The sequence below is a fragment of the Hymenobacter edaphi genome, assembly GCF_003258365.1.
In the GTDB taxonomy this organism is placed as follows: domain Bacteria; phylum Bacteroidota; class Bacteroidia; order Cytophagales; family Hymenobacteraceae; genus Solirubrum; species Solirubrum edaphi.
The window spans coordinates 63,714-85,245 of sequence record NZ_QHKM01000014.1; the positions used below are offsets into that span (position 1 = coordinate 63,714).

A 21,532-nucleotide genomic window follows, 5' to 3' on the forward strand; every position below is an offset into this window, starting at 1 on the left:
GCTATGATTTGTTAAAGAGTAATTCAACCGCTGCACCATCGTAGAGCGGCGGGATATTACGTTCGAGCAGTTCGTCTTTGTCGTAAATGATATTGAGTTTGCCGAACTGCATCATAGCTGTATCAATCATATACATGCCGATGCCAATTCCCCCATTCTTCCTGCTGAAAAATGGTCTTACGATGTCCTCAATGTTGTCTTTAAATCCTGGTCCGTTGTCAGCCACTACAATCGAAACGCCATCAGCTGATTTAGTAGCTGATATAAAAATGCCTTTATTCGTTTTATATACAGTTTCAAGCCAGTAAATGCTGTTGTCGATAAGATTCATCAACATCGTTATCAGTAGGCGCTTATCACACCTTATTTCAGTGACATCGGGGTCAATATGTACGCCGATGCTGACTTTCCTCATCTGCAACCGCAACTCATAGTTCTTGATAGCCTGCTCTATGGTTTCAGCCAACGGAATGTTTTTGATTCCCCCTTTCCTTAAAATGGATAAAATACCATTGACATAATCGTTTAGCTCATTGACCTGACTCTTTAGTTTGATTGAATCAAGAGGATTCTCTCTGACACTAGTCTGTAGCCTCGGAACGAGTTTTTCAATCTCATGAATAGCAAAGGAGGCTGTCATGCCAACACCAGCTGGAATCAGGAGAGCGGTTTTATCCTGCTGGTATCTTTTTTCAAGTGCATTTGCCTCTGATAAAATTCTCTTTTTTTCCTGAGCATCAGGAATAACCGCGCTCTCAACCAATTGCTTAAAGCTTTTGATATTGCCCTCAAAAGAGTTTGGACTTTCTTTGCGATTGAGCTCTAGCCACTTCCTGCGGTCAACTGAGCGTTCAACTTTGAATTCGTTGAAAATGAATTCAAGACAGAGAACAAATTTATCAAAAGCCTTATTAGCAATAAAGCCCTCTCTATTGGTCTTTTCAACAAGCGCACCGGATTTCGCCGGGTCCAGATAAACGAAGCCTATAACCTGATTATTAGAAAACCATTCTTTGTTTTGAACCCGGTTAAGGTCAAAACCAAGCCAGTCATTACCTGGCTCCCCATAATCATAAACGCGCAGGTCACCTTTAAAGACCTTTATACCTGCCTGCTCTTTCAGCAAATCCTTAATCAGGCTAGGGTCAGGCATTGTATCCCGCAATGACTGGGCATCCAAGTCGTATGAATACACATCGAGTTTCAACGGGCCAAACGAAGTTGATTCGTCCAAAAGAGACTCTGTATGGGTCTCGACCTCTTCTGCAGCAATTTCCTTGTTTTTGGCAAAGAAGTCGCGTACGGACTGTTTCAGCTCGTCCTTAATATTTCTCTTGTACTTCTTCAGTACCAATGTGTCTTTACTTTTCTTATCAATATCTCTGCGTCCAAGCGTTGAGTTGTTTTGTGCAGAGAAATGATATTCAAAAGTCAGGTTGTATTGAGGGTCCAGCGTTGCCGTGAGCTTGTACGGCGCAGACTCCAAAACCTCGTTTATGCTTGGAATAGCTTTAAGCCAGTCATTATGGAAATTGAGTGATATCCTAAAGTCCTGCTCATTGTTCTTGGGCGAAAGCATAGATGTAGTGCTTCGCTTGAGCTGTCTGGCCATGCCCTTCGTCCATGTTTCCTTTAAATCACTCAGTTCAATGTAAGTGCCGGAAGTCTCTTCAAAATGAAATGACAAGGGGTCAGTCACCTTCTTCCATGAAACACCAACTTCAGTAAGATATTTCTGGGAGGAAAATGTGCGCCAGTCTATCTCGACATGCAACTCGTAGTTCATCAGGTCTATAGAGACCAGATTGCCATCCTTGTCAACCTGAATTTCTGCGGGCCTGGTTTTGAGCTTGATAAGGTTGCTAAGCTTATGAACCGCGAACCGCCCTACTCCTTTCTCACCCATCGGGACCCTTTTAAAAACAGGGCTCAGTTTCGCTTTTCTTGTGCCATCCTTTTGCAGTGGTTTGCGGAAATCAGTTCCCGGTTCAAACCATACATTGGTTAGTACAGTCTCATTAATTCCGGTACCGTTATCCTCAATTATTATCTGTGTTCTTTCTGGCGACTCTACAAATTTAAAATCTACTTTAACTTCCTTTGCATCTGCATCATAACTGTTTTTGATGAGTTCATAAATGGCCATAACGGGGCTTTTTATGAGCTCTTCGCCCAGAAGTATCAGAATGCTAGCTTTAGGCTTGAATTGCACTTGATTGCCGCTTGGTTTTGCCATGTTCAGTAAGGAAGAATTCTGAAGTTAATATGAGGAATTACTAATGATGGCCAAGCGAAGAATACAACAGAGCTAATAATACTTATGCGAATTCCAGATAAAAAACCAGATTTTCTAAATCTGCGTCGAGTTCGGACTGATTTGCATAGAAGAAATTTTCTTCTTCTATGATTCCATCATTCTGGCAAACTGTTATTTGTAGGGTTGGGCCTTCACCACGACCACTATCACGCATTCTTTCTTTATAGAATTCTGCGTCAGGATACTGAGCGGAAATAGCTGATACATAATCTGAAAGTGCACGATTAAAAAGACCCGGAATGGGTTCGGTTGTCAAAGGCTGGTTACTCATATCATTGTTGCCTTAAAGTTCTTAGCATTCAGCTAGGGAAATACTTTCAAACCCTCTTGGCTGCGCTGGTAAAGCGTTTTATGGATTGAAACCACAAGTTAGCGGGAATCCTTGTTTTGTGGTTAACAGGCGTGTCTACAAGCCCAGTGACTGGGCAGCGTTATAAGCTACCACGTCCGAAAGACGGGTATAGCGGCTAATGATTGCGTCCGTTTTTTGCTTCGTCTGGTTCTTGATGAATTCGTTGGACTGACCGTTGAGCTTCGCAGTGGTAATAAAGGAGGCCCGCAACGAGTGCGCGGAGTACTGTTCGCCCAAGTGCTGCTTGACTAGGCGATTTACGCGCACATCGGAGAGGCGCTTCTGGGAAGGCTTGCTTTCGCCGGCTTTCTGGCCGCGTACCAGCGAGACAAACACTGGCCCGGATGTGCGGCCCAGTACCTTTTGCCAGTCCAAAAACGCACGCACAGGGCAGTATCGTGGGTTAGCCGCGTAAAACAGTGCTTTGTCTTCGGTCTCCCCGGCCTGGTTGGTCTTGCTGGTCTGCAGGTGGACCACCAACGCGGCGTCGGTCATTTCAACCTGCTCCAAGTCAAGGGCCACCAGCTCCGAGCGCCGGAACGCGCCGGCAAACCCCATTAACAACAAGGCCCGGTCGCGCAGGCCGGCAGCCGTTTCCAAGTCCAACGCGTTGAGAGCCTGTTTTAAATGCGCCACCGTGAAGGCAGGGGCCTGTTTTTGCCGCTTGCCGAGTTCGCGGGCAACGCCCTTGAGCAACACGTTTAACGCAGGTGCGTCTACGGCAGAGGGCAATCCCATCAATTGGTGCTTCTTTGCAATGGCAGCCAGGTGCCGGTGGATGGTGGCCAGCTTGCGGGGCAAGTCGGCTAGGTGCGCGATGTAGCTCGCCAGCGTGGTCACGTCAGCTGGGTACGGCGTTAGCTGTTGCTCAGCGCAGTAAGATTCAAACGTGGCCAAGTCGGTCGCATAAGCTAGTCGGGTATTGTCGGCTCCTTCGAGGCCGCGTACCAAGTAGCGGCTGACCGCCGCCGGCACCGCGCCCGAGAGGTCGGTCAATGACAGTGCCGGCGCGGAACTGGCCACCATCGGCAGGCTGGCTTTCTTTCCCTTTTGTTTCATGGAAAGGCTTTGTGTCTCTATTAAGTATAGAGGACTATAGTGCGTGATGGGTTGGCATTATTCGTCTTGTGCCCCTTCGTTAACAATATCCAGCAGTTCGTACAGCATCTGCTCGGGGACCGCGGCAAGGCCTCGTTCGTGCGCGTAATTTTCCAAGAAGAGCGAAAACGGATGCACAGTACCCAAAATAGTGGCCTCCAACTCAGCCTGCGAATGCACCACCCGATTGGCCGGCTTGATGTGAAGCAAGTACGCATCCAGCACGTCTTCAAACACCATTCTCCCATCCCGGAAGTGCTCGTGAAATGCCAAGAGGGTGTCCACGTCGACGATGACCAGCGGCTTTACATGCTGAATCGGCAGTCCTGTCGCTGCCAGGGCGGCTAATTCCGCTTGAAACCAACTATCTACCACCTCATTTAGTCCGGGTTGGTTGTAGAGGCGGTCGTGGACCACCAAAACGGGATAGATGCTAAGTTGGGCAGGGTCATAGTCCGTGTCGAAAGGCAGCGCTTTTTCGAGCAATCGTTTTACGTTGTTAAGCAGTTGGAGCGCTGCTTTCGGGTGAGCGCCATCCCGGTAAAACTTCTTTTCAATTTCCTGGAGGTACGTGAGGAAATCGTGGCCGGCTTTGGCGTCTTTGTGCACTAGGACGTCCTTGGACTCAAAGACGACCGCCCGGTGGTCTTGCCGGAAGTAATAATCCGGTTCGGCTTGCCCAGCCAACTGCCAGCCGGCTTTGATGGCATTTCCGCTTAGGGCGAGGCCGCGGCCGAGGAAGATGGCGTCGAGTAGCAGATATAAGAGGTATTGTTCAGAAAACAAGTCGCAGTATTCCGACCGCCAGTCTTTGATGCGATGCCCTTTGTCCAAGGCTTGGTTGACCCGGCTGAATTGGAAGTACAACCCTTTGTGGAGCATCTCCAGCACCAGCACCGGGAAAATCAGAATGAACGCGCCGGGTTCGTACTCCCACAGCGGAGTAGACCGCAAACTTGTGAAGTCGGCCGTGTCCAAGGGCTGGCCTTCTGGCAGCGCGAAGTGGCGCAAAAAGGCGCACGAATCTTCAAAGTCCTCATCCTTTGGGACCTCGACGATGATGGTGCCGGGGTTTTCCGATTGCATGACCGGCCGGATGATACCGCCCAACCGGCGAAAGAAGTCCTGCCAAGTCTGGCAACGGAAATGATGCAAGAAAGCCTGCAGCAGGGGAGCGAACCGTGCTTCTTTCGCCAAAAACTCGAAGAACCGCACCGATTTAATCAGCTGCGCGATGGTGACATTCGGTAGGTTATGGTTCACCAGTTCTGCATCCGAAAAAGTGCTGCCCAGCGACAGCGCCGCTAGCTCGTGCCCGGGCAGTAACCGCTTGGCCTCCGCCGTTGCCTGGCTTTGCTCCGCGATGTAGAAGTGGTTAAGCGCTAAGCACGCTTTGAAAAAGTCCCGCTCCAGTTCCGCCGGTGTTTTGGTTTCTTCTTCGGGCAGGTCAAAGCAATAGCAGAATAACTGCAGGATTGCCTTGGCGTGTAAGAACCCAACCTTTTGCTGGCTCGCCCGGGCAATCGCCCGCATCTTGTAGTACACTTGGTCGGCGAAAGGCTGGCTGTGGGGGCCAAATAACTGTTGCCACTCGGTTTGGTAGTCCCGGTCGGAGGCCGGGACTTTGCTCAGGTAGCCGAGCAGGTGGGCAACGCACTGCAGAGCGCGCTTCCGGCCCATGCCGGCCAGGTACGTTTCGACAGGTTGAGGCTGTCCGTCGAACAGGTCAGAAAATTCCAGGAGTAGGTGTCGGGTCATGGGGAACGGGTCAAAAACGGTCCCCCAAATGTAACACAAGTTTAGGTACGATAATGAAGCCTTATCGTACCTAAACTAATGGATTTTCCCTAAGAGCCTCAAGCTTGGCTCTCCAAGTAGTCCTGCCAGATTTCTTCCCACTCGCTCAGGTGCGCCTGCGCGGATTCATAGCTTGGAAAATCGTAGGCAATAACGTCGACCAAGTATTCCTTTTCCCAATGCTTCGTGCCCGGGTGCAGCACATATACCGGCCGGGTTTTGTATTCCACGAGCAGTTGCCGTGTGTCGTTGCCATCCGTTAGAAAGGGGGACAACTTAAAGCATTTGATTTGCGCCAGGTCGAGGGTTAGGCCCGCGTGCGTGGTGACGGTTGGTTTGTTATTCATCGGAAGCTTTTAATTAAGGCCATGGGCGCGGGAGCCCAGCTTTTTCATAAAAAGGTATTCGCGCTTGATGACCTCCGGCCGCGTCATGGTTTTGGGCAGGGTCATCAGCACCGTGAACTGGAAATGCCGACCGTGCTGCGCATCGGCGGCCAGGAGTTTCTCTAGTTCCACGTTGCCGCCGTGGCCACCCGTGGTGACGTACTCCCGCCACCGTCCCCAGATGCCTTCCGTGCCCGAAGCAGAGCCGATGTATTGCCGGCCGCTGGACTGGTCCAGAATCAAGTAGACCCCAGCCGTGGCCGAGAGCATCCGGTACCACTCGTCCCGGGGCGACTGGCTCGTGACGAGCTGTGCCAGTTCCGCGTACGAGAGGGTGAAATCCAGGTAATCGGTAAAGGGCTGGCTGAACGGCTTGGGCTGAATCTCCAGCACGGTCTTCCCTGCTTCCGGCCGCAGCCACTGGTGCCAGCTGATAGCGGCTTTGCCCCAATCGAAGATGACGCGCTCTTTCAGGTCGGCAAAGCCAGGTACTTCGACCAAGTTGTAGTAGACATGTTCTTCGGTTTCGCGTTCGATGCCCTGCACCCGAAACACCCCCACGAAACGGGCCCGGCTGCCCGGCTCGCCCAGGCAGGCTACGACGAAGTCGCATTTGTCAAATACGCGGTTACCCTGCTGGCGCTGGTAGTCGAGGAAAGCCGGCCGGTGGTTGCGGTAGAGGTCGTGGATGTCCATTGTGCCGCTGGTATCGCGGTGCCGCACCAGCTTAGTGGGGGCCGTGCGCGGGAGGCCGCGGGCATAGAGCAGTTCCTGCAAGGTGACGGGATTACTAGGTGCGACCTCAACTGCTGCTTCTTTATACTGATAAGCGCAGCCATCGAGAACCCCTTGGTCTAGGCCAGGGTAGCTGAACACGATTTCCCGTCCGTTGGCTTCGCGCAGAATGGTGCACAACTGCTCCGGGCCAAAGCCCATCATATAAGATACGGGGCTCTCAGCCCCGGGAAACCGTTGTTGATACTCCTGCAGCAAAGCACTCAGCTCGCGCCCGTTGTCTAAAAGGGATTCGTTGCTCATGCGATAAGGGCTGAGGAAATGGCAGCCGCGCCTAATAAGAGGCGAAGAACCGGCCAATCCAAATCGAAGATATCCCGAACATTTAGCTTCCCCCGGCAGCGAATTACCGCTTCGATGAAGAACGACACGTTTTGTCGCGGCCGGCGTGGACCTTCGGTTAAAATTGTCCCCCGTGCCCATGCAAACACCCGCTATCCTCCCACAAATAACTGGCCCGGTCGAGGCGGAATGGTTATTATCCACCTGGCGCCTCGAATGCCAAAGCCTGCCCGCGGTGCAGGCACTGACGCCCTCCACCGAAAACGAGCTAATGGCCCTGTTTACGTACATTCTGTCGGATAAGGGCGACGTGAATGTAGACCATCAGGACCTGTGGGAGGTATTGGTGGGAGCGACAGCCCTGCAATTCAGCTCGGCCACCAGCCAAGGTTCAAACCGCGCTGAGGTAGCCGGGCAGCAACTGTGGGCCACTTCCGCTGTTCTGGGCGATGCGACCCTGCCGGCCCACCGCCTGTTGTTGGTCATCCAAAGCGGGACGAACGCGGAATTGGAAATGGACGAGCTCACCCAACTCGTGGAGGGTATGGTCCATCAAGCCGGTGACCAAGCCGAGGTAGTATTTGGACACGGCCTCAATCCCGCCCTTGGCGAGCGCATACAGGTGCTGATGCTGGTGAGCCGGAACGAAGGCCGCATTGTTTAGCCGCCGCCCCGAATGATGCGTCCCTTACATATCGTTAAGCCCGTTCGCACAGCGTGCGAAGCACCGACGGCGGTTCAGGCGCGCCCACTGCCTTCCGCTGAACTTCCAGCCAGCATAGCCGCCTACATCGTTTCCGTTGCTCGCCGCTACCAGAACCAGGGACTTACCCTGACGCAGTTGGCCGCAGCCGGCGAGCAAGGATGGCAGCAGGCGCAACGGCATTATGGACCTGCCGCCGACCAACTCGACCGATGGGGCGCGTGGTGGGTGCGGGAAAGTATGTCCATGGCCCTGGAGGCACGGCTGACCGGAGGCTAGGATAAAGTATAAGCCCCCCATTGCCCGGCGTAACCAATCCTTATCTTGCATCCTGCTTGTGTAAGGAATAGCCTTTGAACTATTCAATTTCATGCCTTAGTCAGGGGAATTAGCGGTTAAGTGGTCCGGTTAAAACCACATTCAACACTGGCAGCCGCTCATTTCGTGACCACACACGCGCACTTTCTCCGTCAATTGCTCCTAGTCCTGCGGCTGCAGCACCTGAAGCGAGCCGTGCCTTTCGGGGAACTGCGCGACTACTTGTTGGAACAGACCTCCCTACGCGATTTGGCGGCGAACTATTCCCAGCGTACGTTTCAGCGGGACTTGCCCAAAATTGCGGAACGTTTTGGCGTCACCATTGCCCACGACCGGCGGGCGGGCGGCTACGTGATTACCACGGCAGACCCGTTGCCGGAGGGATATCAGCGGCTGCTCGATGCGTTCGAGTTGCAGGAGTTCCTGCGGCTTCCGACGGCGCTGAGCCCGTTCGTACAATGGGAATCCCGCCGACCGTTGGGTACAGAATGGCTACAGCCGTTGCTGCGGGCCGTGCAGCTGCGCCGGCAGGTAGCCTTTCAGTACCACAAGTTTTGGGACGAAGCACCCAGTACGCGGACCGTCTCGCCGCTGCTACTCAAAGAATTTAAAGGGCGGTGGTACCTGCTGGCCCATGACCCGGCCCGGCACGGCCTGCGGTGCTTCGGACTGGACCGTATCCGGGCGCTGGAAGTGACCACGCGCTCGTTTGAGCCCCCCGCGGACTTTCAGGCCGATACCTACTACGCCCACAGCTTCGGCATCATCCGGCCCGACCACGAGCCGCCGGCTGAAATCGTGCTGGCACTGGAACCGACCCAGGGGCAATACCTGAAATCGTACCCGCTTCACGCTTCCCAGCGCGTGCTGGTCGATACAGCAGAGGAGCTGCTGGTTCAACTCACCGTCTACAACACGTACGACCTGTTGATGGAACTGCTCTCGCTCGGTGACCAGGTGCAGGTACTAGCCCCGGCTTCGCTTAGGGCGCAAGTCAAGCAAATCTACGCCGCTGCGGTGGCGCACAATCAGCAGTAGCCTACTAATTGATTTTCGCTGCCTTTCTAAGCCTCATTTCCTGCCCATGACAGAACTTGTATTCAGTATCAAGGATATTTTTGACGACAGCGGCCAGGACGGCTGTCTGACGCAATACCAGAGCAACGCCTATCACATCCCGGCTTATCAGCGGGGGTACAAGTGGGGTGCTGAGCCCACTGGTGCCGTCACCATCCTGCTGCAGGACCTTTGGCACGCCTTCGAAGCCTTTCAACGCCAAGAAAAGAAGGAATACTACCTGCAGTACATCACGGTCAAGAAAGGAACCATGGTGGTGAAGGGCCGCCCGCAGAACTGCCTGGAGGTAATTGACGGACAGCAGCGCCTGACTACACTGTCCATTGTCATCTCCATGCTCTCTGCGCTTCTGGGCAGACCCAATCTGAGTGCCGGCAAGCTCCACTATGCCATTCGGCAAGATTTCTTTTCGGATTACATCTATCGAAGCGACGACTTAAAAGCCTTTGTGGGCAAGGACTGGCAGGAACTGGCGGCCGTCCCGGCTATGAACAAGCAGGACATCCATTACCTGCATGCCGCAGCACGCCGAGCCGATGCCTTCTTTCAGAAGCGTCAGGCAGAAGAGTTGCTGGCTTTCGAGCAGTACCTGTTGCGGTATGTGAAGCTGATTGTTAACTCCGTCGAGGCGCACATTCAAAGCGAAACCGTCTTTAAAAACCTGAACAGCAACAAGGTTCCGCTCAGCGAAACCGAACTCATCAAAGCGCTGGTAATTACCAGGATTGGTCGGGCCGGGATAACAGCGGAGCGGAAGGGATTCAAGGAGGTGATGGAGTCCCGGCTTAACCTGGGACGTCTCTGGGATGAGATGAGCCGGTGGGCGAACAGGCCGGAAATCAACTCCTTGTATTTTGAAGGCCAAGCAGACGGCATGTACCAACTCCTGCTGCTAACCGCCCTTTGCCTGGGCGGCAAGGAGACCGAGTTGGGCGCCACCAAGCACAGCACCGGCCTTTTGCTCTTCAATTTTTATAACCAGTACGCGGATATCGGCCAAGTATATACCACCCTTAAGGATGTGCAGGCCGCGCTCATGGATTGGTATGCCGACGTCCATACGTACAATCTCATCGGCTATTGCCGCTTTGTCAAAGGCAGTGGCAATAACACCCTGACGTTTCTAAAGAATTGCTGGAACTGCCGGACCAAGCCGGCATTGCAACGCTTTTTGGGCGAGTCAAAGGCAAAATTGCTGCCGACGCAGGACCTTGCGGCGTTGCGCTACGGGCAGGACGATAACCACCTCCACGCAGTGTTGCTACACCTGAGCGTGTTTGTGAAAGGCAAACCCATCCGATTCAACTTTCACGAATTCGTCACCGAAAAGTGGTCCCTGGAGCACATCTTCCCCCAGAGCCCAGAGGGGAAAGAAGCGGTGCTGGACAGTGACCAGAAGAAGGCTGTTAAGGAGATGCTGGGGGCCAGCCTGGATGATACCCTTGGCCAAATCCTGGATAAGGCAAAACGGAGCGATGACGAGAAGCAGCTTTATTACCGGGCCCTGCAAAACGAGAGTCGCCTCAACTCCATCGGCAACATGTGCTTGCTGACCAGTGGGGATAATAGCTCCAATGGCTGCATGTTTTTCAAGGAAAAGCGGCGCAACGTGCTGCGGCTGCTTCAGCAAGGCAGCTTTGTGCCTCAGCACACCTTTGATGTCTTCAGCAAGATGATTCGTCAGCTCCAGAGTGACGACCTGAGCACCTGGACCGCAGCGGACATCGACCACCACCGCGAGCACATTTCCCAACTCATCAGCAATTAACGACCGGACGACATGAAGGCTGGCAAGTATACCATCAAGGATTTCTTTGTAAACCGCTACCTGAAACAAGTCATTGTTCCGGAGATTCAGCGCGATTATGTCTGGCAGGAAGAGCAGCTGATGGGGTTGTTGAACTCGCTGCTCGCTGACTTTTTCAAGTTCGCCACTTACGAGACGATCAATTTGAATTCCACGCTGCGACCGGAAGACAGGGAGTTGGCGGAGTCTTTCAATTCCTACCGCAAGCGGCTCACGTGTGCCTCCAATATTGGGTTTATCTATGCCTACAACGACGAAGAGTTTGCCGGTCGGTATTTCCTCATCGACGGGCAGCAACGCATAACCTCGGCCTTTCTGATACTGCTGACGCTGGCGCACCGCAACCCGAGGTTAACAAAACGATTCCGAAGCACCTACTTTGAGGAAGGAACCCTCAAGTTCGACTACAAAGTGCGGGATGCCTCGCACGACTTTCTCTTCAAACTGGTCCCCTACCTGCTGGATACGCCGGAGGAAAAGGTAGACGAGCAGATGTGGATGTATTCCGAACCGGATGCCACCGTCCAGAATCTGTTTCAGAACTTCCGCGCTTTACAGCGCTTCTTTTCAAGCGCATCATTCCAGCACTCCTTCCTGGAGCGTAGCGTCACCGAAGAAGACTTCTACGGCTACCTGGAGGAGTACACGGAGTTCTACTACTTCGACACGAACATCAGTGAGCAAGGAGAGGACCTGTACATCTACATGAACGCCCGGGGGGAGCAGGTGCAAAGCAACGAGAACGTCAAGGCAGAGCTACTCAGCCGGTTGCGGACGTTGGAGGAAAAGAACGAGTACGGGGAAAAATGGGAGGCTTGGCAGGACTTCTTCTGGCAACACAGGGGCGCGAATAAGAATGCGGACGCTGGTTTCAACGAGTTCCTGGCCTGTATCGCGGGCTTAACAAATCTGGTAAGCGGCAGCACCAGTAATTTTTATAGCCCCGACGAGTACAAGGCTAACGGGGGTATCAGGACCAGCCAGATTCTCTCCGCCCTGGACTTGGCCACCATTGAAAAGTACGTTGGGTGCCTGCGGTTTCTGCAAGAGAACAGAGACACCTTCAAGAGCCGCTACACCAATTGTGGGTGGGTTGATGCCTGTCTGGAAACGATGTGGAGTATTTTTAATGGGGAGAGGACCAACTGGTACGCGGACTACAACAACGATAATCGAGGGACGGAGCGCAACCGGATGGCCTTTATCTGGCCTGTCCTGCGTTTTATGGCAAGACGGAGCGAGGTTGTGCTGCCCATCAACGAAGCGTTCCGGGTACTCCGGATTCATTACCTGCACTTCACCAACTATGTTCGCTCCGTTGCTCAACTTGAGAAGGAAGTAGAGAACCTGTGCAATCTGGGCCCCTTCGTCGTCTTCGGAAACGCGGAGGAGAATCTCAAGCACGCGCTGTACACGTCAGTGGACCCCAGTTCGGTCTACCAATATGAAGAACTCATATGGGAGATTGAGGACCATCCCTTTAATCTAAACGGCAGGGACGTTGGCGGCACCAACATCAGCCATTTAGTTGAACTGAATCCCATTCCCTCACTGACCGACCTGCAACGAGTGAGAGACCGGTTATACGAGCTGTTCCCCTCCAAGCAGCAACGCTACAAGACGCTACAGAATGTGTTGCTGTACTACGGGCCGTACCAGCACCGAGAAAGCCCCTGGTATTACTTCAACTACAACTTTGGGGATTGGAGGCGCACCATTCGGGGCAAAGGAAGTGAAGAGGCAAATATGACTGAAAAAGCATTTCAGCGCTTTTTTGCTGACTTCTTAGGGTTTGAGGGTACTTTGGATGATTTTCTAAGTGTAAAGCGTGAAACCTTGCTTCGCAAGGAGGACGCGCAGGAGCGCTATCAAAAAGTGCTCTGGTACAGTCAGTCCTTGGGGAATCGATTGTGGAAAGAAGGAGATTATATTGCCTTCTCCAATGATTGGGACGGTTATGACGCCCATTTTCCCGACTGTCGCGTTATTTACAACACCCGAGGTGATTTCAGGGGTTATTCTAACTGTAAGCTTCAGGATTTGCTACCCGTAGACAAAGAAGTGGAAACTGCTGCTGAAGTGCCAGCACTGCTGGACAGCAGCGAATAGTCTGATTGGCCTGAACAGCAGTAAAGTTGAACATGTAATTGTTCAAGATGAACATCGGGTAGCAGTCCTTGATCAATCAAGGCCTGCTACCCGATTTCTTTATCCTGCTGGGTCTCTTCTTAAAGGGCTCACAAAGGGCTCACCACCTCCCGGCAGGGGTTGATAAAAAGGTCTTTCCAATGCATAACCTCGGTTTTTGGCTTAACGCTGCGCCACTGCAATGGGCTCAGGAAGGGCTCGCGGGGTCTGATGTACTTCAGCAAGTAAACGGCTGAGGCAGCCTAGGGTACCGAATGATAGCACCTGCTACAGTCCAGCGGCAGCGCGCTGTTGCTGCTCGAAAGCCCGGTCTTCCGGGGATAGGATGGCTTGCATGAAAGCCGAATAACCCACGTCGCGCCTTTCCAGCGCGTGCCGGCGCAGGGCTAGGCTGCGTTTGGAGCCTTCGAAGCCCCCCTTCTCCATGGCCTTGCGAAAGGCGTCAGGCAATCCTTCCAGCCAGTGATGGTAGTCTTCTTCCGTCACCTCCCCGTCGGCTAGCTGCTGATAACGATACGTGGCGTTACCGAGGCGGAACAAGCGGGCCATCTCGGCCCGCTGGCTTTCAGGCAACTGCTGCAGGGCCTGCAGCTGGGCTTGGTGGTGCTTGTCGAGTGGGTGGCGGGGCTGGAGCAACTCTTCCATCTTATTCAGCTGGGCCCTGTTGAGCGAAAGCGGAGAGGGCGCAGGTATTTTCGTATAGCACGTCCTTCCGCTTCCCGCCGTTAAACTGCGGACTGTCGCCCTGCAGTACCTGCCAGACCTGCTCGTAGGATACCCGGATGGGCGAGCGGTGGGTTAGGTCATTTCCATCGAGTAGCACTTCGCAGGTAAAGTCTTCCGCGCCAATTTCCAGCTGCCAGACCGTGGTCTGGTGCAGGTGCAGAGTGCCGAGCATGACGGGCCCGCTTTCGGTCTGAAAGTAGTTTGTGCACACCAAGTAATGGTGCTCTGGGGTGGAAAGGCCGGCATGCACCTGGTGCAAAACGGCAACTAAAGAATGCGGCTCGCGGGACATAGGCAGTAGTTATGGCTGGTTTATGACCCACGGGGTCGGGTAATTCTCGCGGTAAATCCGCTCGTTGTAGTACACCGCGTCGGTTGACTGAAAGGTAAGTGTCGAACCCACTCCCTCCCCGTCAGGCACTACTTTGCGCAGCAGCTGGTATAGCTGTTCAAAGGGAATGGTCGCCCGAAAGCGGTCGGTCCACGGGCCCGGGGCGTGCGGCTCGTCGTCTTCCGGGTAGCGCACGAATTCCGTGTCGAAGGCCACGTAATCAGGCCCGATTTCCAGGTTGGCAACCTCGCCGTGGTGCAGGGAAAACACGGCCGGGTAGTGCCGGCGCCGCGGGTGGTTGTCGCGGTCGTAGTAATGGGCGCCCAGCAAGTAATACACGGCCGGGTCACGCAGGTCCGTTTCGACCTGGTGAAGCAGCTCCGGCAGGTTGGCCATGGTGTTTGGTTGTTCCATTAACGGAGCCTTAGGTGTAGCTAATGAGGATAAACTTCCAGTAAGAGCATGAAATTGGCGAATAGTTTCCAATAAGGAGTGCCCAGGGGCTTTTCCAACGGCAAGCTGCCAGCCCCAAAGCGTGCGCGTTCTGCTGAGCGTGTAGTTCAGACCGTTCTCGGTAACCGCCGGATAGGGTCTTGGACGCAGTGCGAAAAGGAAGACTCACTTAGCAAAAGCCGGCACCAAATTCTATCATTTTGCAGGCCCAAAAGCCAAACTACCGTCTGGTGTGGCCGTATTGGCTAGATTTGCCTGTTAAACCGATTGCCGAGTATGCTGGCTTTGAAATCCTACGCTGTGCATAGTTGCCCTTCCTCAGTTGGCCTTCTGGCCGACTGGCTGAGCTGGGCTCTCCGGCAGCCGCTGCCCATCCAGCAGCGGCCCGCCCTGTTTGTGGGCTCCTTCGCGTAACGCACCCCTCTGAAAAGCAGCACGCCACCGCCCCACCACAGGCGGCTGGGCGGCTACCCTGTTTCCTGCCGGGCCCCCTCAACTGGTCGCAGGCGGGGCGTTTTCATTCCTTTCCATTGACGTTACTGTTATGGCTGCGAGCCCCTATCGCCGCTTTTCCAGCATTTGCCCTACCGTGCAGGCTCTGGTGATTCGGCTTATCCAAGAAGAATTCACCCCTTTGCTAAACCTCGCTGCTGAGGTGTCCGAAGCTGCCTGGGTACGGGCCGTGGCGCTGGCCGACCCCACGCTACTGTACTGCACGGCCCAGGAGCCGGCCATCCGGCTATGCCCGGAATCCTATCAGCAGCTGCTCGCCTGCCTGCAGCGTGAGCTGGTTCGGGCCGACTAGCCCCAAGCAAACAGAAAGGCCGGCCAGGGTTGCTGGTCGGCCTTTTTTCTAGTCTATAGATGGTTGGCAAGCCTACTGACTAGCCAGCGCGACCAATTGGTCGTAGGTGCGCAGCTCCTGGCAGAAGAGCGCGTGGACTTCGGGCAAGGAGAACCAGAAGAAGTGGTTTTTCACCCGGCTCGTTGAAACTAGCCGGAGGACCGCAACTTCGTAGCCGAAGACGGCCAGCAGCCGCTGGACCAAGGGGACGTTGAGCTGCCGGTCGTCCTTCTTGATTTCTACGAGCCGGGCATAATTGAAGCGGTGCTCCTTCGCCCAGGGCTTCATTTGCCCGTGTGCCATGCGGTTGAGGCGGAAGCGGACGAAACGCAGGGCCGTGGGGTAGTTGATGACCAGGGCCGGGTCGGGAAAGCCGGCGGGAATGAAGGGCGAATCCATGCCGCGAAGTACGAGCTTCCTTCCTTACTGCCCAATCACATACACCGGTACGGCCTGCGCGTTGGCGCCCCGCCCGGTTTCCTTCTTTACTTCCCGCCCGTCGAGCAGGATGGCCGCCGTGATTTCCGAAGCGGCCGAGCCGCCGTCGAGGCTGGCCAGCAGGCTCAGGTGGTCCCCCTGCTTCATGGTGCGCTTGAAGCGGTAGGTTGCCGGTAGCGGGACGTTATTGACAGTGGTGGTACCACCGCTCTCGTTGTCGTAGCTGATGTAATCCGACGTGGGGGCGGTAGCGGAAGAAATGCGGTACTCCACCTGGTATTCCTTGGGTCCGGTGGGCGTCGCGTCGTCTTTGCTGCAGCTGCTGGCCGTAACCAGGGCCGCGCAGCTCAATAGTAGATAAGCAAGTCGTTTCATAGCGCAAAATGATTTAGCGGAAGTGGTAGCGCAGGCCGACGCTGGAGAAGCCCGGCCATTGGTCGATGAGGGAATTGTTGAAGAGGTAGCCTTTGGTGGCAGTGCCCACCAGCGAAAAGCGGTTGCCCAGGAACACATCTACTTCGGCTCCGGCCTGTGGCCCGTAGGTGAAGCGCTGCGGCTGCTTGGCGTTCGAGGGCAGCTCGCTGGTGCCGTTTTCGTCGGTGCGCTCATAGCCGGCGCCGGCCCCGAGTAGCAGGTGCACGTAGGCTACTTCGCCCAGGCGAAACAGCTGCGGGGCGAGCAGCAAGCGCCCCGCGTAGCCGACGTACTCGCCGCGGCCATCCAGCGTGCCTGTTTCGCGCAGGCCGCTGGCGCGCAGGGCCAGGTGGTTGGTGAGCATGCTGGTGTAGCTCAGCTCGTAGTAGCTGCCTTTTTCGGAGCGTCCCAGGTGGGCGCCCCAGCTGGAGATGTGTTGGACGTGGCGCTGGGCGGAGGCCGGCACGGCGCCGGCCCCCGCCAGCAGCAGGGCCACTAGCAATAGGTTCTTCATGAAGAGTTAGTTGCGGGGGCGGGCCCGGTCCGCTTTAATAAGGGCGTTTTGCACCAGGATGTCGGAATAGACCATTTCGGCCGCCTGCCGGGAGGGGCCGGGCTGGGCGGCTTCGGCCAGCAGCCGGTCGGCTTCCTGGCGCAGCTGCATGGCCTTAATCATGTTGTCGTTGGAGGTATTCAGCGCCACCATCCGCTCGCCTTCGGTCATGGCGTAGCGGCCGGGGTTCTTGAGCGTCGCGTTCATCTCGATGCTCTGCTGGGTCATCTCGTCGGCAATCTTGTAGTAGCCGAAGGCGGTGGCAATCTTCTTTTTCTGCATCATCTCCTCGTAGGCAAACGTGGAGACGGCGGCTTCCTCGCGCTTGAGCTGGTACTCGCGGGAGCTCATGCGGTTGTTGCCGGCCGTGGCACCCGAGCCGAAGCGCGAAAACACGTCGTACACCGTGTTCAAATCCTGCTGGGGGTTGTTGAGCTGCAGGGCCTGGCGCAGGCGCTCGGCCTTCTGAAACACGGGCATGTACTGATTACTCTGCGCCCGGCCCGACATGGCCAGGGCACGGGCAAACAGCTCCTGCGGGTTGGAGAGGCGCAAATCCTGAATGCTCTGCACCTTGCGCAGGTCGGCCTGCACCTGGCGCTGCAGCTGCAGGGTCTCGTCGGTAATGTCTTTGACCTGCCCGGTAATGTCCTTGGTGACGCCGGCAATCTGCTTTGCGTCCTTGATGACCTGGTAGTTTTTGACCGTTTCGGTCCACTGGGCCAGCCGCTTGGCAAACTCCCCAATCTGCACGCCCATGTGCAGGGGGTCGTTCACCACCATCTGGGCGGCCGCTTTTTGGTTCGGTGCGAGAACCAGCACCAGGGCCACCAGGGCCGGGAAAAGCATCTTTTTCATCGTGGTATCCGGTTAAGTGAGAAAGAAGAATTAGCGCACAGCGGCTTCCGGGCCAAGCTGGCCGGCCGTCGCGGTGGTAATCAGGATGGGGTAGCCATCGGGCAGCAGCACATCGCGCAGCTTGGTGCGGGTCTTGGGCCGCGAGAGCACCGAGGCGGCCACGCGGCCGCCCACGCCTACCACGGAGTTGGCGGCCGAGGCCGAGCGGTCGATGGCCGTGCTGATTTCCTGGGTGGTCTGCTGCTGCAGCTCGTTGCCGGCCATGCCCGCTTCCCGGGCCACGCGCTTCACCGGGTCAATCATGATGCCCGGCATGTAGTTGAAGTCGTAGATGTCGGCCTGCACCCGCGTCGGGCCCAGGCGGTTCACTTCCAGCGTCACGTTGTTGGTGCCCACGGTGGCCACGCCGGCAAAGACCATGTTCTTGGGGAAGGTCACCCCGGACACTACGGCGTCTTCCAGCAGGCGCAGGATAACCACCGAGCCGGTGCGCACCTTCTGCTCGCCGTTGATGACGCACTTGTAAAAGACATCGGGCGCCAGCTGCTGCTCGCGCTGGCTGCCCTGGGCCATCATACGGGCGGAGTTGCCCACTTTCACGGTGTTGAAGCCATCCATGCCGGAAGCATTCCCGCGGCTGACCAGCAGCTGCGCGGTCTGGTTGGGGTCGCGGTAGCGCTTGCCGGTCATGCGCTCGTAGGCCGCGCGGGTTTCCGGCGGCGAGGAGCCCAGCATGGCCAGCACGTCTGGGTCGGTTTCAAACGGAGTGCCGTCCACGTCGCGGGCCGGCATCAGGCTGCGGCCCGCCCGGCCGGCACCAGCGCCTGAGCGGCGTCCACTGCCGCCCCCGGCCGTCAGCCGCCGGCGGGGCACGACCAGCGTCTGCGCCCGATAGGAGCCGGTAGTGGGGTCCTGAATGGTGGTTTCGATGGTGTCCATGTCGGCCGCGGCCAGGCGGGCCGCTTCTGCCCGGCGGCTTGCGGCCTGCGCGGCCGCTTGGGCGCGGCGCCGCTTGCGCAGGGCCAGGCCGGTAGTATCGACGGCAAATACGTCCACGACATCCTGGTCGGTGGCCCGGGCCGGGGCGCTCTGGGCATCCTGCTCGGCGCGGCGCTGGGCTTCAATCTGGGCGGAGGGCGAGGCGGCCGGTGCCGGCGGCGCCGTTTCCACTGAGGGAATTGCGGGCTCGATGTTGGCCGAAGCAGCTGCCACCGGCTCGCGCTCCTGCTGGGCCGCCCGCTGCGCGGCTTTCAGCCACAGCACCAGGCCGCCGATGATGAGCACCAGCAGCAGGCCGGCCAGCACCATCCAGTTGGCGCGCAGCAGCTCAGCAGGGGTGCGCTTAGCCGGGGCAGCAACCGGAGCGGTCTGCTCAGCTTCCGGATTGGAAATGGGGCGATTGTCGGAGGTGGGAGGAAGGATGGGTTCCATAGCAGGGAGTAGCGGCGTTAGATGGTGGAGGCGCGGTTTATCACGCGGGAGGGCACGGGCAGCACCAGCACCCGGGCGCCGTTAAGCTCGCGCAGGGTTACTTCCAGGTAGCCGCGCTCGGTGGCCGCATACAGCGGAATGGCATAGGTGAGGTAGCCCGTGGTGCGCCCGGTAATCACCTGGTTCGGGCGTCCTCCGGAGGGGGCCAGGGGGCGCCGGGCCTCGTTCTTTTTGCGGGCCAGAAACTTCTTCTGGGCGTTTTCCACCAGCTGGAAGTCGGTAAAATCCACGTTGTAGTCAATGTTGGTCTTGTTGATGACCTTGAAGCGCAGGTAGGTAAAATCCTTGTCGTTGCGCACGTTGGCCAGCGACAGCACTAGGTCGTTGTCGACCACGGCCACAGCTTGGTGCTCCTCGCGGGCTTTGCGCAGCTGGCTGAGCTTGCCCTCGACGACGGCTTTCTTTTCCCGCTCCTTGTCCAAGGCCAGCTCATTTTCCGGCGCGGCGCCAGTGGAGGAGACGCTTTTGCCGTTGATGCTCAGCGCGCCGTCCTTCTGGAAATCGTAGAGCTGCAGCACCGGCCGATCCGCGTACACGAGCCGGCCCATCCAGTATTTGGAGCCGTAGCGGATGAGCATGGGCGTGGGCGGGACGTGCTTGCGCTTGGCCCGCACGAACACGGCATTGGCTTCAATCTTGACCAGGTAGTTGCCGGCCATGCCCACGTCGACCAGCGACACGGGCCCGCCAAACACCAGGTAAGTCGTGGAGGAATCGGATACGGCCACGTCAAGGAGGTTGTCAGAGGTTGCCAACGCCATATTTGGGGTGGTGGCAGTACTTTGCGCAGCAGCCGGCGCCGTATGCAGCAGCAGTAAAGACAGCCCCAGCAAGGCCGGGAGGGTGTAGAGTCGCATCGGAAGAAGGGATTGGTGATTAGTTAGCGGGGGCAGTGGGAGCGGGCGTAGTGGCCGGAGCCGTTGGCTCGACGGGCGTGCCGCCCGGAGCCAGGCCGCGCTGGGCTTCCTGCAGGCGGCGCTGGCGGTCGGCCTCCTGGGCCTGCAGCAGCTCCTGCTCTTCCCGCGTCAGCTGCGGGTTGTAGGGGATGTAGTCGAAGTTGGTGATGAGCAGCCCGTAGGGGTTGGCATCCGAGCGGTTGGTTTCCTCCAGGTTGAACTTGGCGGCCAGCGGCAGGGGCTCCTTCTGCTGGCCCCCGATGAAAATGCGCTGCTTGATGTAGACCGAGCCCGACCAGGGGCGCTTGCTCATGTCCACCAGCACGCTGTCCACGGTTACCACGTTGCGGGCGGCGTAGCGCTCGTAGTTCTGTAGCACCTGCCCGCGGGTGAAGCCCTCGTAGATACGCCGGCCGCCGCGGCCCTCAATCAGGGGCAGGGCCGCGTCCAGGTTGGCCTTGAAGGTGTATTGGTCGTGGCCAAACATGGTTTGCATGAACTGGCGCACCAGGTTGCGGGCCTCGTAGGGCGTGTGGGCGTCGTTGCCGGCCGAGAGGGCCGCCACCGAGCCGGTTTGCGAGACGACGTACACGCGCCGGCCGCTGTTTTCGTAGGCGCGGTACACCAGGAAGCCCGAGGCCAGGGCCACGAGCAGCAGGGCGAGCACGCTGCCCAGCGCCAGGTTGCGCATGGTAGAGAAAGAGGTACTTAAGTCTTTGGCGGAATCCATGGGTGAGTGGTTGTGAGTGTTGAGAGGGAATGCCTTTTTGCCCTATTGCCCCGGTGATTGGAGCGTGAGAAAGGTCATTCTGTTGGGTTCCGGTAAGCCGGAAGGGTCGCGGTAGGGGTACACCACTAGGGCCGGCTGCTTCTGGTTGTTATGCCCCGTGTAGGCATACAAGGTGCCGCGTACCGTCACGGGCGTATGGGGATGGATTTGCGACACCGTGAAGCGCTCCGGCTTCGTCAGGCCCTGGGCTCCGACCTGGAAGCTGGCCAGCGAATCGGTGCCGTTCGGCGCGTATAGCGGCAACGAGGCCGGTACCTTTTCCTTAGGCCCGTAGCCCACGGGCTGCCAGCGGAGCACGGCTTCGTAGGAAATGCGGTAGCCGGGCGCGGTGCTGACTTTCCGACCGCCGGGGCGGTCCGGGTCCGAGCCCCACATCCAGGGCAGCGTTACTTGCATGGGCTCCGTCTTCAGGACCTTGGCGGAAACAACCTGCAGGTAACCTTGCTTCGACGTTTGCTGCTCCACGCCCGGGCGCACATCGAACGCGGAAGGAGACAAAGGAGCCGGCGCGCTGACGGCTGAAGCGGCTGCCGCTGGGGCAGATTGGCTGGAACCAGATTCAGGGGTGGTGGTAGCGGGTGTGGTATTGTCTGATTGGCAGCTTGAAGCGAGGCAGCAAAGCAGGATAGCAGTGAGGGATAAAGGCAGGCTTTTCATA

Annotated in this window: 22 protein-coding genes; 5 read left to right on the forward strand and 17 right to left on the reverse strand. The window is 56.8% G+C overall.

Annotated features, from left to right (window positions below; genetic code table 11):
* Nucleotide 1: 1 nt before the first annotated feature.
* The 6 genes from DLM85_RS23740 to DLM85_RS23760 all read right to left on the reverse strand — a co-directional run bounded on the left by DLM85_RS23740 (nucleotide 2) and on the right by DLM85_RS23760 (nucleotide 6,988).
* Nucleotides 2–2,236: a sensor histidine kinase gene (locus tag DLM85_RS23740; RefSeq protein ID WP_111480679.1), complete on the reverse strand. Its 2,235-nt coding sequence runs from the start codon at nucleotides 2,234–2,236 to the stop codon at nucleotides 2–4.
* Between the two features lie 82 nt (nucleotides 2,237–2,318).
* Nucleotides 2,319–2,588, reverse strand: coding sequence for a hypothetical protein (locus DLM85_RS25240; protein WP_165822281.1), 270 nt, complete (start codon nucleotides 2,586–2,588; stop codon nucleotides 2,319–2,321).
* 135 nt (nucleotides 2,589–2,723) lie between these two features.
* Nucleotides 2,724–3,728 (reverse strand): tyrosine-type recombinase/integrase, encoded by a 1,005-nt coding sequence (locus DLM85_RS23745; protein ID WP_111480680.1) that lies wholly within the window; start codon nucleotides 3,726–3,728, stop codon nucleotides 2,724–2,726.
* A 57-nt stretch (nucleotides 3,729–3,785) separates the two neighbouring features.
* Entirely contained in the window at nucleotides 3,786–5,525 is a 1,740-nt protein-coding gene (locus DLM85_RS23750) for a hypothetical protein (protein ID WP_111480681.1), read from the reverse strand.
* Nucleotides 5,526–5,623: 98 nt separating this feature from the next.
* On the reverse strand, nucleotides 5,624–5,911 hold the full coding sequence (locus tag DLM85_RS23755) for a hypothetical protein (RefSeq protein ID WP_111480682.1): 288 nt from the start codon (nucleotides 5,909–5,911) through the stop codon (nucleotides 5,624–5,626).
* A gap of 9 nt (nucleotides 5,912–5,920) precedes the next feature.
* Nucleotides 5,921–6,988: a GIY-YIG nuclease family protein gene (locus DLM85_RS23760; protein ID WP_133257243.1), complete on the reverse strand. Its 1,068-nt coding sequence runs from the start codon at nucleotides 6,986–6,988 to the stop codon at nucleotides 5,921–5,923.
* A gap of 178 nt (nucleotides 6,989–7,166) precedes the next feature.
* Here DLM85_RS23760 and DLM85_RS23765 point away from each other — a divergent pair, with 178 nt between their 5' ends.
* The 4 genes from DLM85_RS23765 (at nucleotide 7,167) to DLM85_RS23780 (ending at nucleotide 13,041) form a co-directional block, all read left to right on the forward strand.
* On the forward strand, nucleotides 7,167–7,691 hold the full coding sequence (locus DLM85_RS23765; RefSeq protein WP_111480684.1) for an FtsZ/tubulin family protein: 525 nt from the start codon (nucleotides 7,167–7,169) through the stop codon (nucleotides 7,689–7,691).
* 513 nt (nucleotides 7,692–8,204) lie between these two features.
* On the forward strand, nucleotides 8,205–9,086 hold the full coding sequence (locus DLM85_RS23770) for a helix-turn-helix transcriptional regulator (RefSeq protein WP_165822282.1): 882 nt from the start codon (nucleotides 8,205–8,207) through the stop codon (nucleotides 9,084–9,086).
* Nucleotides 9,087–9,132: 46 nt separating this feature from the next.
* Entirely contained in the window at nucleotides 9,133–10,893 is a 1,761-nt protein-coding gene (locus tag DLM85_RS23775) for a DUF262 domain-containing protein (protein WP_111480686.1), read from the forward strand.
* Between the two features lie 12 nt (nucleotides 10,894–10,905).
* On the forward strand, nucleotides 10,906–13,041 hold the full coding sequence (locus DLM85_RS23780; RefSeq protein ID WP_111480687.1) for a DUF262 domain-containing protein: 2,136 nt from the start codon (nucleotides 10,906–10,908) through the stop codon (nucleotides 13,039–13,041).
* Nucleotides 13,042–13,347: 306 nt separating this feature from the next.
* On the opposite strand, the gene DLM85_RS23785 is transcribed toward DLM85_RS23780, so the two are convergent.
* The 3 genes from DLM85_RS23785 to DLM85_RS23795 all read right to left on the reverse strand — a co-directional run bounded on the left by DLM85_RS23785 (nucleotide 13,348) and on the right by DLM85_RS23795 (nucleotide 14,551).
* Nucleotides 13,348–13,725: a hypothetical protein gene (locus DLM85_RS23785; RefSeq protein ID WP_111480688.1), complete on the reverse strand. Its 378-nt coding sequence runs from the start codon at nucleotides 13,723–13,725 to the stop codon at nucleotides 13,348–13,350.
* Between the two features lies 1 nt (nucleotide 13,726).
* Nucleotides 13,727–13,978, reverse strand: a complete 252-nt coding sequence (locus DLM85_RS23790) for a hypothetical protein (RefSeq protein WP_133257244.1) — start codon at nucleotides 13,976–13,978, stop codon at nucleotides 13,727–13,729.
* A gap of 129 nt (nucleotides 13,979–14,107) precedes the next feature.
* Nucleotides 14,108–14,551: a hypothetical protein gene (locus DLM85_RS23795; protein ID WP_111480690.1), complete on the reverse strand. Its 444-nt coding sequence runs from the start codon at nucleotides 14,549–14,551 to the stop codon at nucleotides 14,108–14,110.
* A 694-nt stretch (nucleotides 14,552–15,245) separates the two neighbouring features.
* Here DLM85_RS23795 and DLM85_RS25670 point away from each other — a divergent pair.
* Nucleotides 15,246–15,395 (forward strand): hypothetical protein, encoded by a 150-nt coding sequence (locus DLM85_RS25670; protein WP_165822283.1) that lies wholly within the window; start codon nucleotides 15,246–15,248, stop codon nucleotides 15,393–15,395.
* Between the two features lie 72 nt (nucleotides 15,396–15,467).
* On the opposite strand, the gene DLM85_RS23805 is transcribed toward DLM85_RS25670, so the two are convergent.
* The 8 genes from DLM85_RS23805 to DLM85_RS23840 form a co-directional block, all read right to left on the reverse strand.
* A complete protein-coding gene (locus tag DLM85_RS23805) occupies nucleotides 15,468–15,833 on the reverse strand; it encodes a hypothetical protein (RefSeq protein WP_111480692.1) in 366 nt (121 codons plus the stop codon).
* Between the two features lie 24 nt (nucleotides 15,834–15,857).
* Nucleotides 15,858–16,247, reverse strand: a complete 390-nt coding sequence (locus DLM85_RS23810) for a hypothetical protein (protein WP_133257245.1) — start codon at nucleotides 16,245–16,247, stop codon at nucleotides 15,858–15,860.
* Between the two features lie 13 nt (nucleotides 16,248–16,260).
* Entirely contained in the window at nucleotides 16,261–16,800 is a 540-nt protein-coding gene (locus DLM85_RS23815; protein ID WP_111480694.1) for a hypothetical protein, read from the reverse strand.
* Nucleotides 16,801–16,806: 6 nt separating this feature from the next.
* On the reverse strand, nucleotides 16,807–17,697 hold the full coding sequence (locus DLM85_RS23820) for a hypothetical protein (protein ID WP_111480695.1): 891 nt from the start codon (nucleotides 17,695–17,697) through the stop codon (nucleotides 16,807–16,809).
* Between the two features lie 30 nt (nucleotides 17,698–17,727).
* Entirely contained in the window at nucleotides 17,728–19,128 is a 1,401-nt protein-coding gene (traM, locus tag DLM85_RS23825; RefSeq protein WP_133257246.1) for a conjugative transposon protein TraM, read from the reverse strand.
* Between the two features lie 17 nt (nucleotides 19,129–19,145).
* Nucleotides 19,146–19,916, reverse strand: coding sequence for a DUF4138 domain-containing protein (locus DLM85_RS23830; RefSeq protein WP_165822284.1), 771 nt, complete (start codon nucleotides 19,914–19,916; stop codon nucleotides 19,146–19,148).
* A gap of 148 nt (nucleotides 19,917–20,064) precedes the next feature.
* A complete protein-coding gene (locus tag DLM85_RS23835; RefSeq protein ID WP_133257247.1) occupies nucleotides 20,065–20,814 on the reverse strand; it encodes a conjugal transfer protein TraK in 750 nt (249 codons plus the stop codon).
* A gap of 42 nt (nucleotides 20,815–20,856) precedes the next feature.
* Complete coding sequence (locus tag DLM85_RS23840; RefSeq protein WP_133257248.1) at nucleotides 20,857–21,531, reverse strand: hypothetical protein; 675 nt, start codon at nucleotides 21,529–21,531, stop codon at nucleotides 20,857–20,859.
* Nucleotide 21,532 lies beyond the last annotated feature (1 nt).

Bases quoted from the DNA above. Each gene is read 5' to 3' on its own strand.
- DLM85_RS23750 (WP_111480681.1), bottom strand. From the start codon at position 5,525: ATGACCCGACACCTACTCCTGGAATTTTCTGACCTGTTCGACGGACAG.
- DLM85_RS23795 (WP_111480690.1), bottom strand. From the start codon at position 14,551: ATGGAACAACCAAACACCATGGCCAACCTGCCGGAGCTGCTTCACCAG.
- DLM85_RS23790 (WP_133257244.1), bottom strand. From the start codon at position 13,978: ATGCTCGGCACTCTGCACCTGCACCAGACCACGGTCTGGCAGCTGGAA.
- DLM85_RS23815 (WP_111480694.1), bottom strand. From the start codon at position 16,800: ATGAAGAACCTATTGCTAGTGGCCCTGCTGCTGGCGGGGGCCGGCGCC.
- DLM85_RS23785 (WP_111480688.1), bottom strand. From the start codon at position 13,725: ATGGAAGAGTTGCTCCAGCCCCGCCACCCACTCGACAAGCACCACCAA.
- DLM85_RS23745 (WP_111480680.1), bottom strand. From the start codon at position 3,728: ATGAAACAAAAGGGAAAGAAAGCCAGCCTGCCGATGGTGGCCAGTTCC.
- DLM85_RS23805 (WP_111480692.1), bottom strand. From the start codon at position 15,833: ATGGATTCGCCCTTCATTCCCGCCGGCTTTCCCGACCCGGCCCTGGTC.
- DLM85_RS23760 (WP_133257243.1), bottom strand. From the start codon at position 6,988: ATGAGCAACGAATCCCTTTTAGACAACGGGCGCGAGCTGAGTGCTTTG.
- DLM85_RS23840 (WP_133257248.1), bottom strand. From the start codon at position 21,531: ATGAAAAGCCTGCCTTTATCCCTCACTGCTATCCTGCTTTGCTGCCTC.
- traM (WP_133257246.1), bottom strand. From the start codon at position 19,128: ATGGAACCCATCCTTCCTCCCACCTCCGACAATCGCCCCATTTCCAAT.
- DLM85_RS23775 (WP_111480686.1), top strand. From the start codon at position 9,133: ATGACAGAACTTGTATTCAGTATCAAGGATATTTTTGACGACAGCGGC.
- DLM85_RS23780 (WP_111480687.1), top strand. From the start codon at position 10,906: ATGAAGGCTGGCAAGTATACCATCAAGGATTTCTTTGTAAACCGCTAC.
- DLM85_RS23740 (WP_111480679.1), bottom strand. From the start codon at position 2,236: ATGGCAAAACCAAGCGGCAATCAAGTGCAATTCAAGCCTAAAGCTAGC.
- DLM85_RS23755 (WP_111480682.1), bottom strand. From the start codon at position 5,911: ATGAATAACAAACCAACCGTCACCACGCACGCGGGCCTAACCCTCGAC.
- DLM85_RS23810 (WP_133257245.1), bottom strand. From the start codon at position 16,247: ATGAAACGACTTGCTTATCTACTATTGAGCTGCGCGGCCCTGGTTACG.
- DLM85_RS23835 (WP_133257247.1), bottom strand. From the start codon at position 20,814: ATGGATTCCGCCAAAGACTTAAGTACCTCTTTCTCTACCATGCGCAAC.
- DLM85_RS25240 (WP_165822281.1), bottom strand. From the start codon at position 2,588: ATGAGTAACCAGCCTTTGACAACCGAACCCATTCCGGGTCTTTTTAAT.
- DLM85_RS23820 (WP_111480695.1), bottom strand. From the start codon at position 17,697: ATGAAAAAGATGCTTTTCCCGGCCCTGGTGGCCCTGGTGCTGGTTCTC.
- DLM85_RS23765 (WP_111480684.1), top strand. From the start codon at position 7,167: ATGCAAACACCCGCTATCCTCCCACAAATAACTGGCCCGGTCGAGGCG.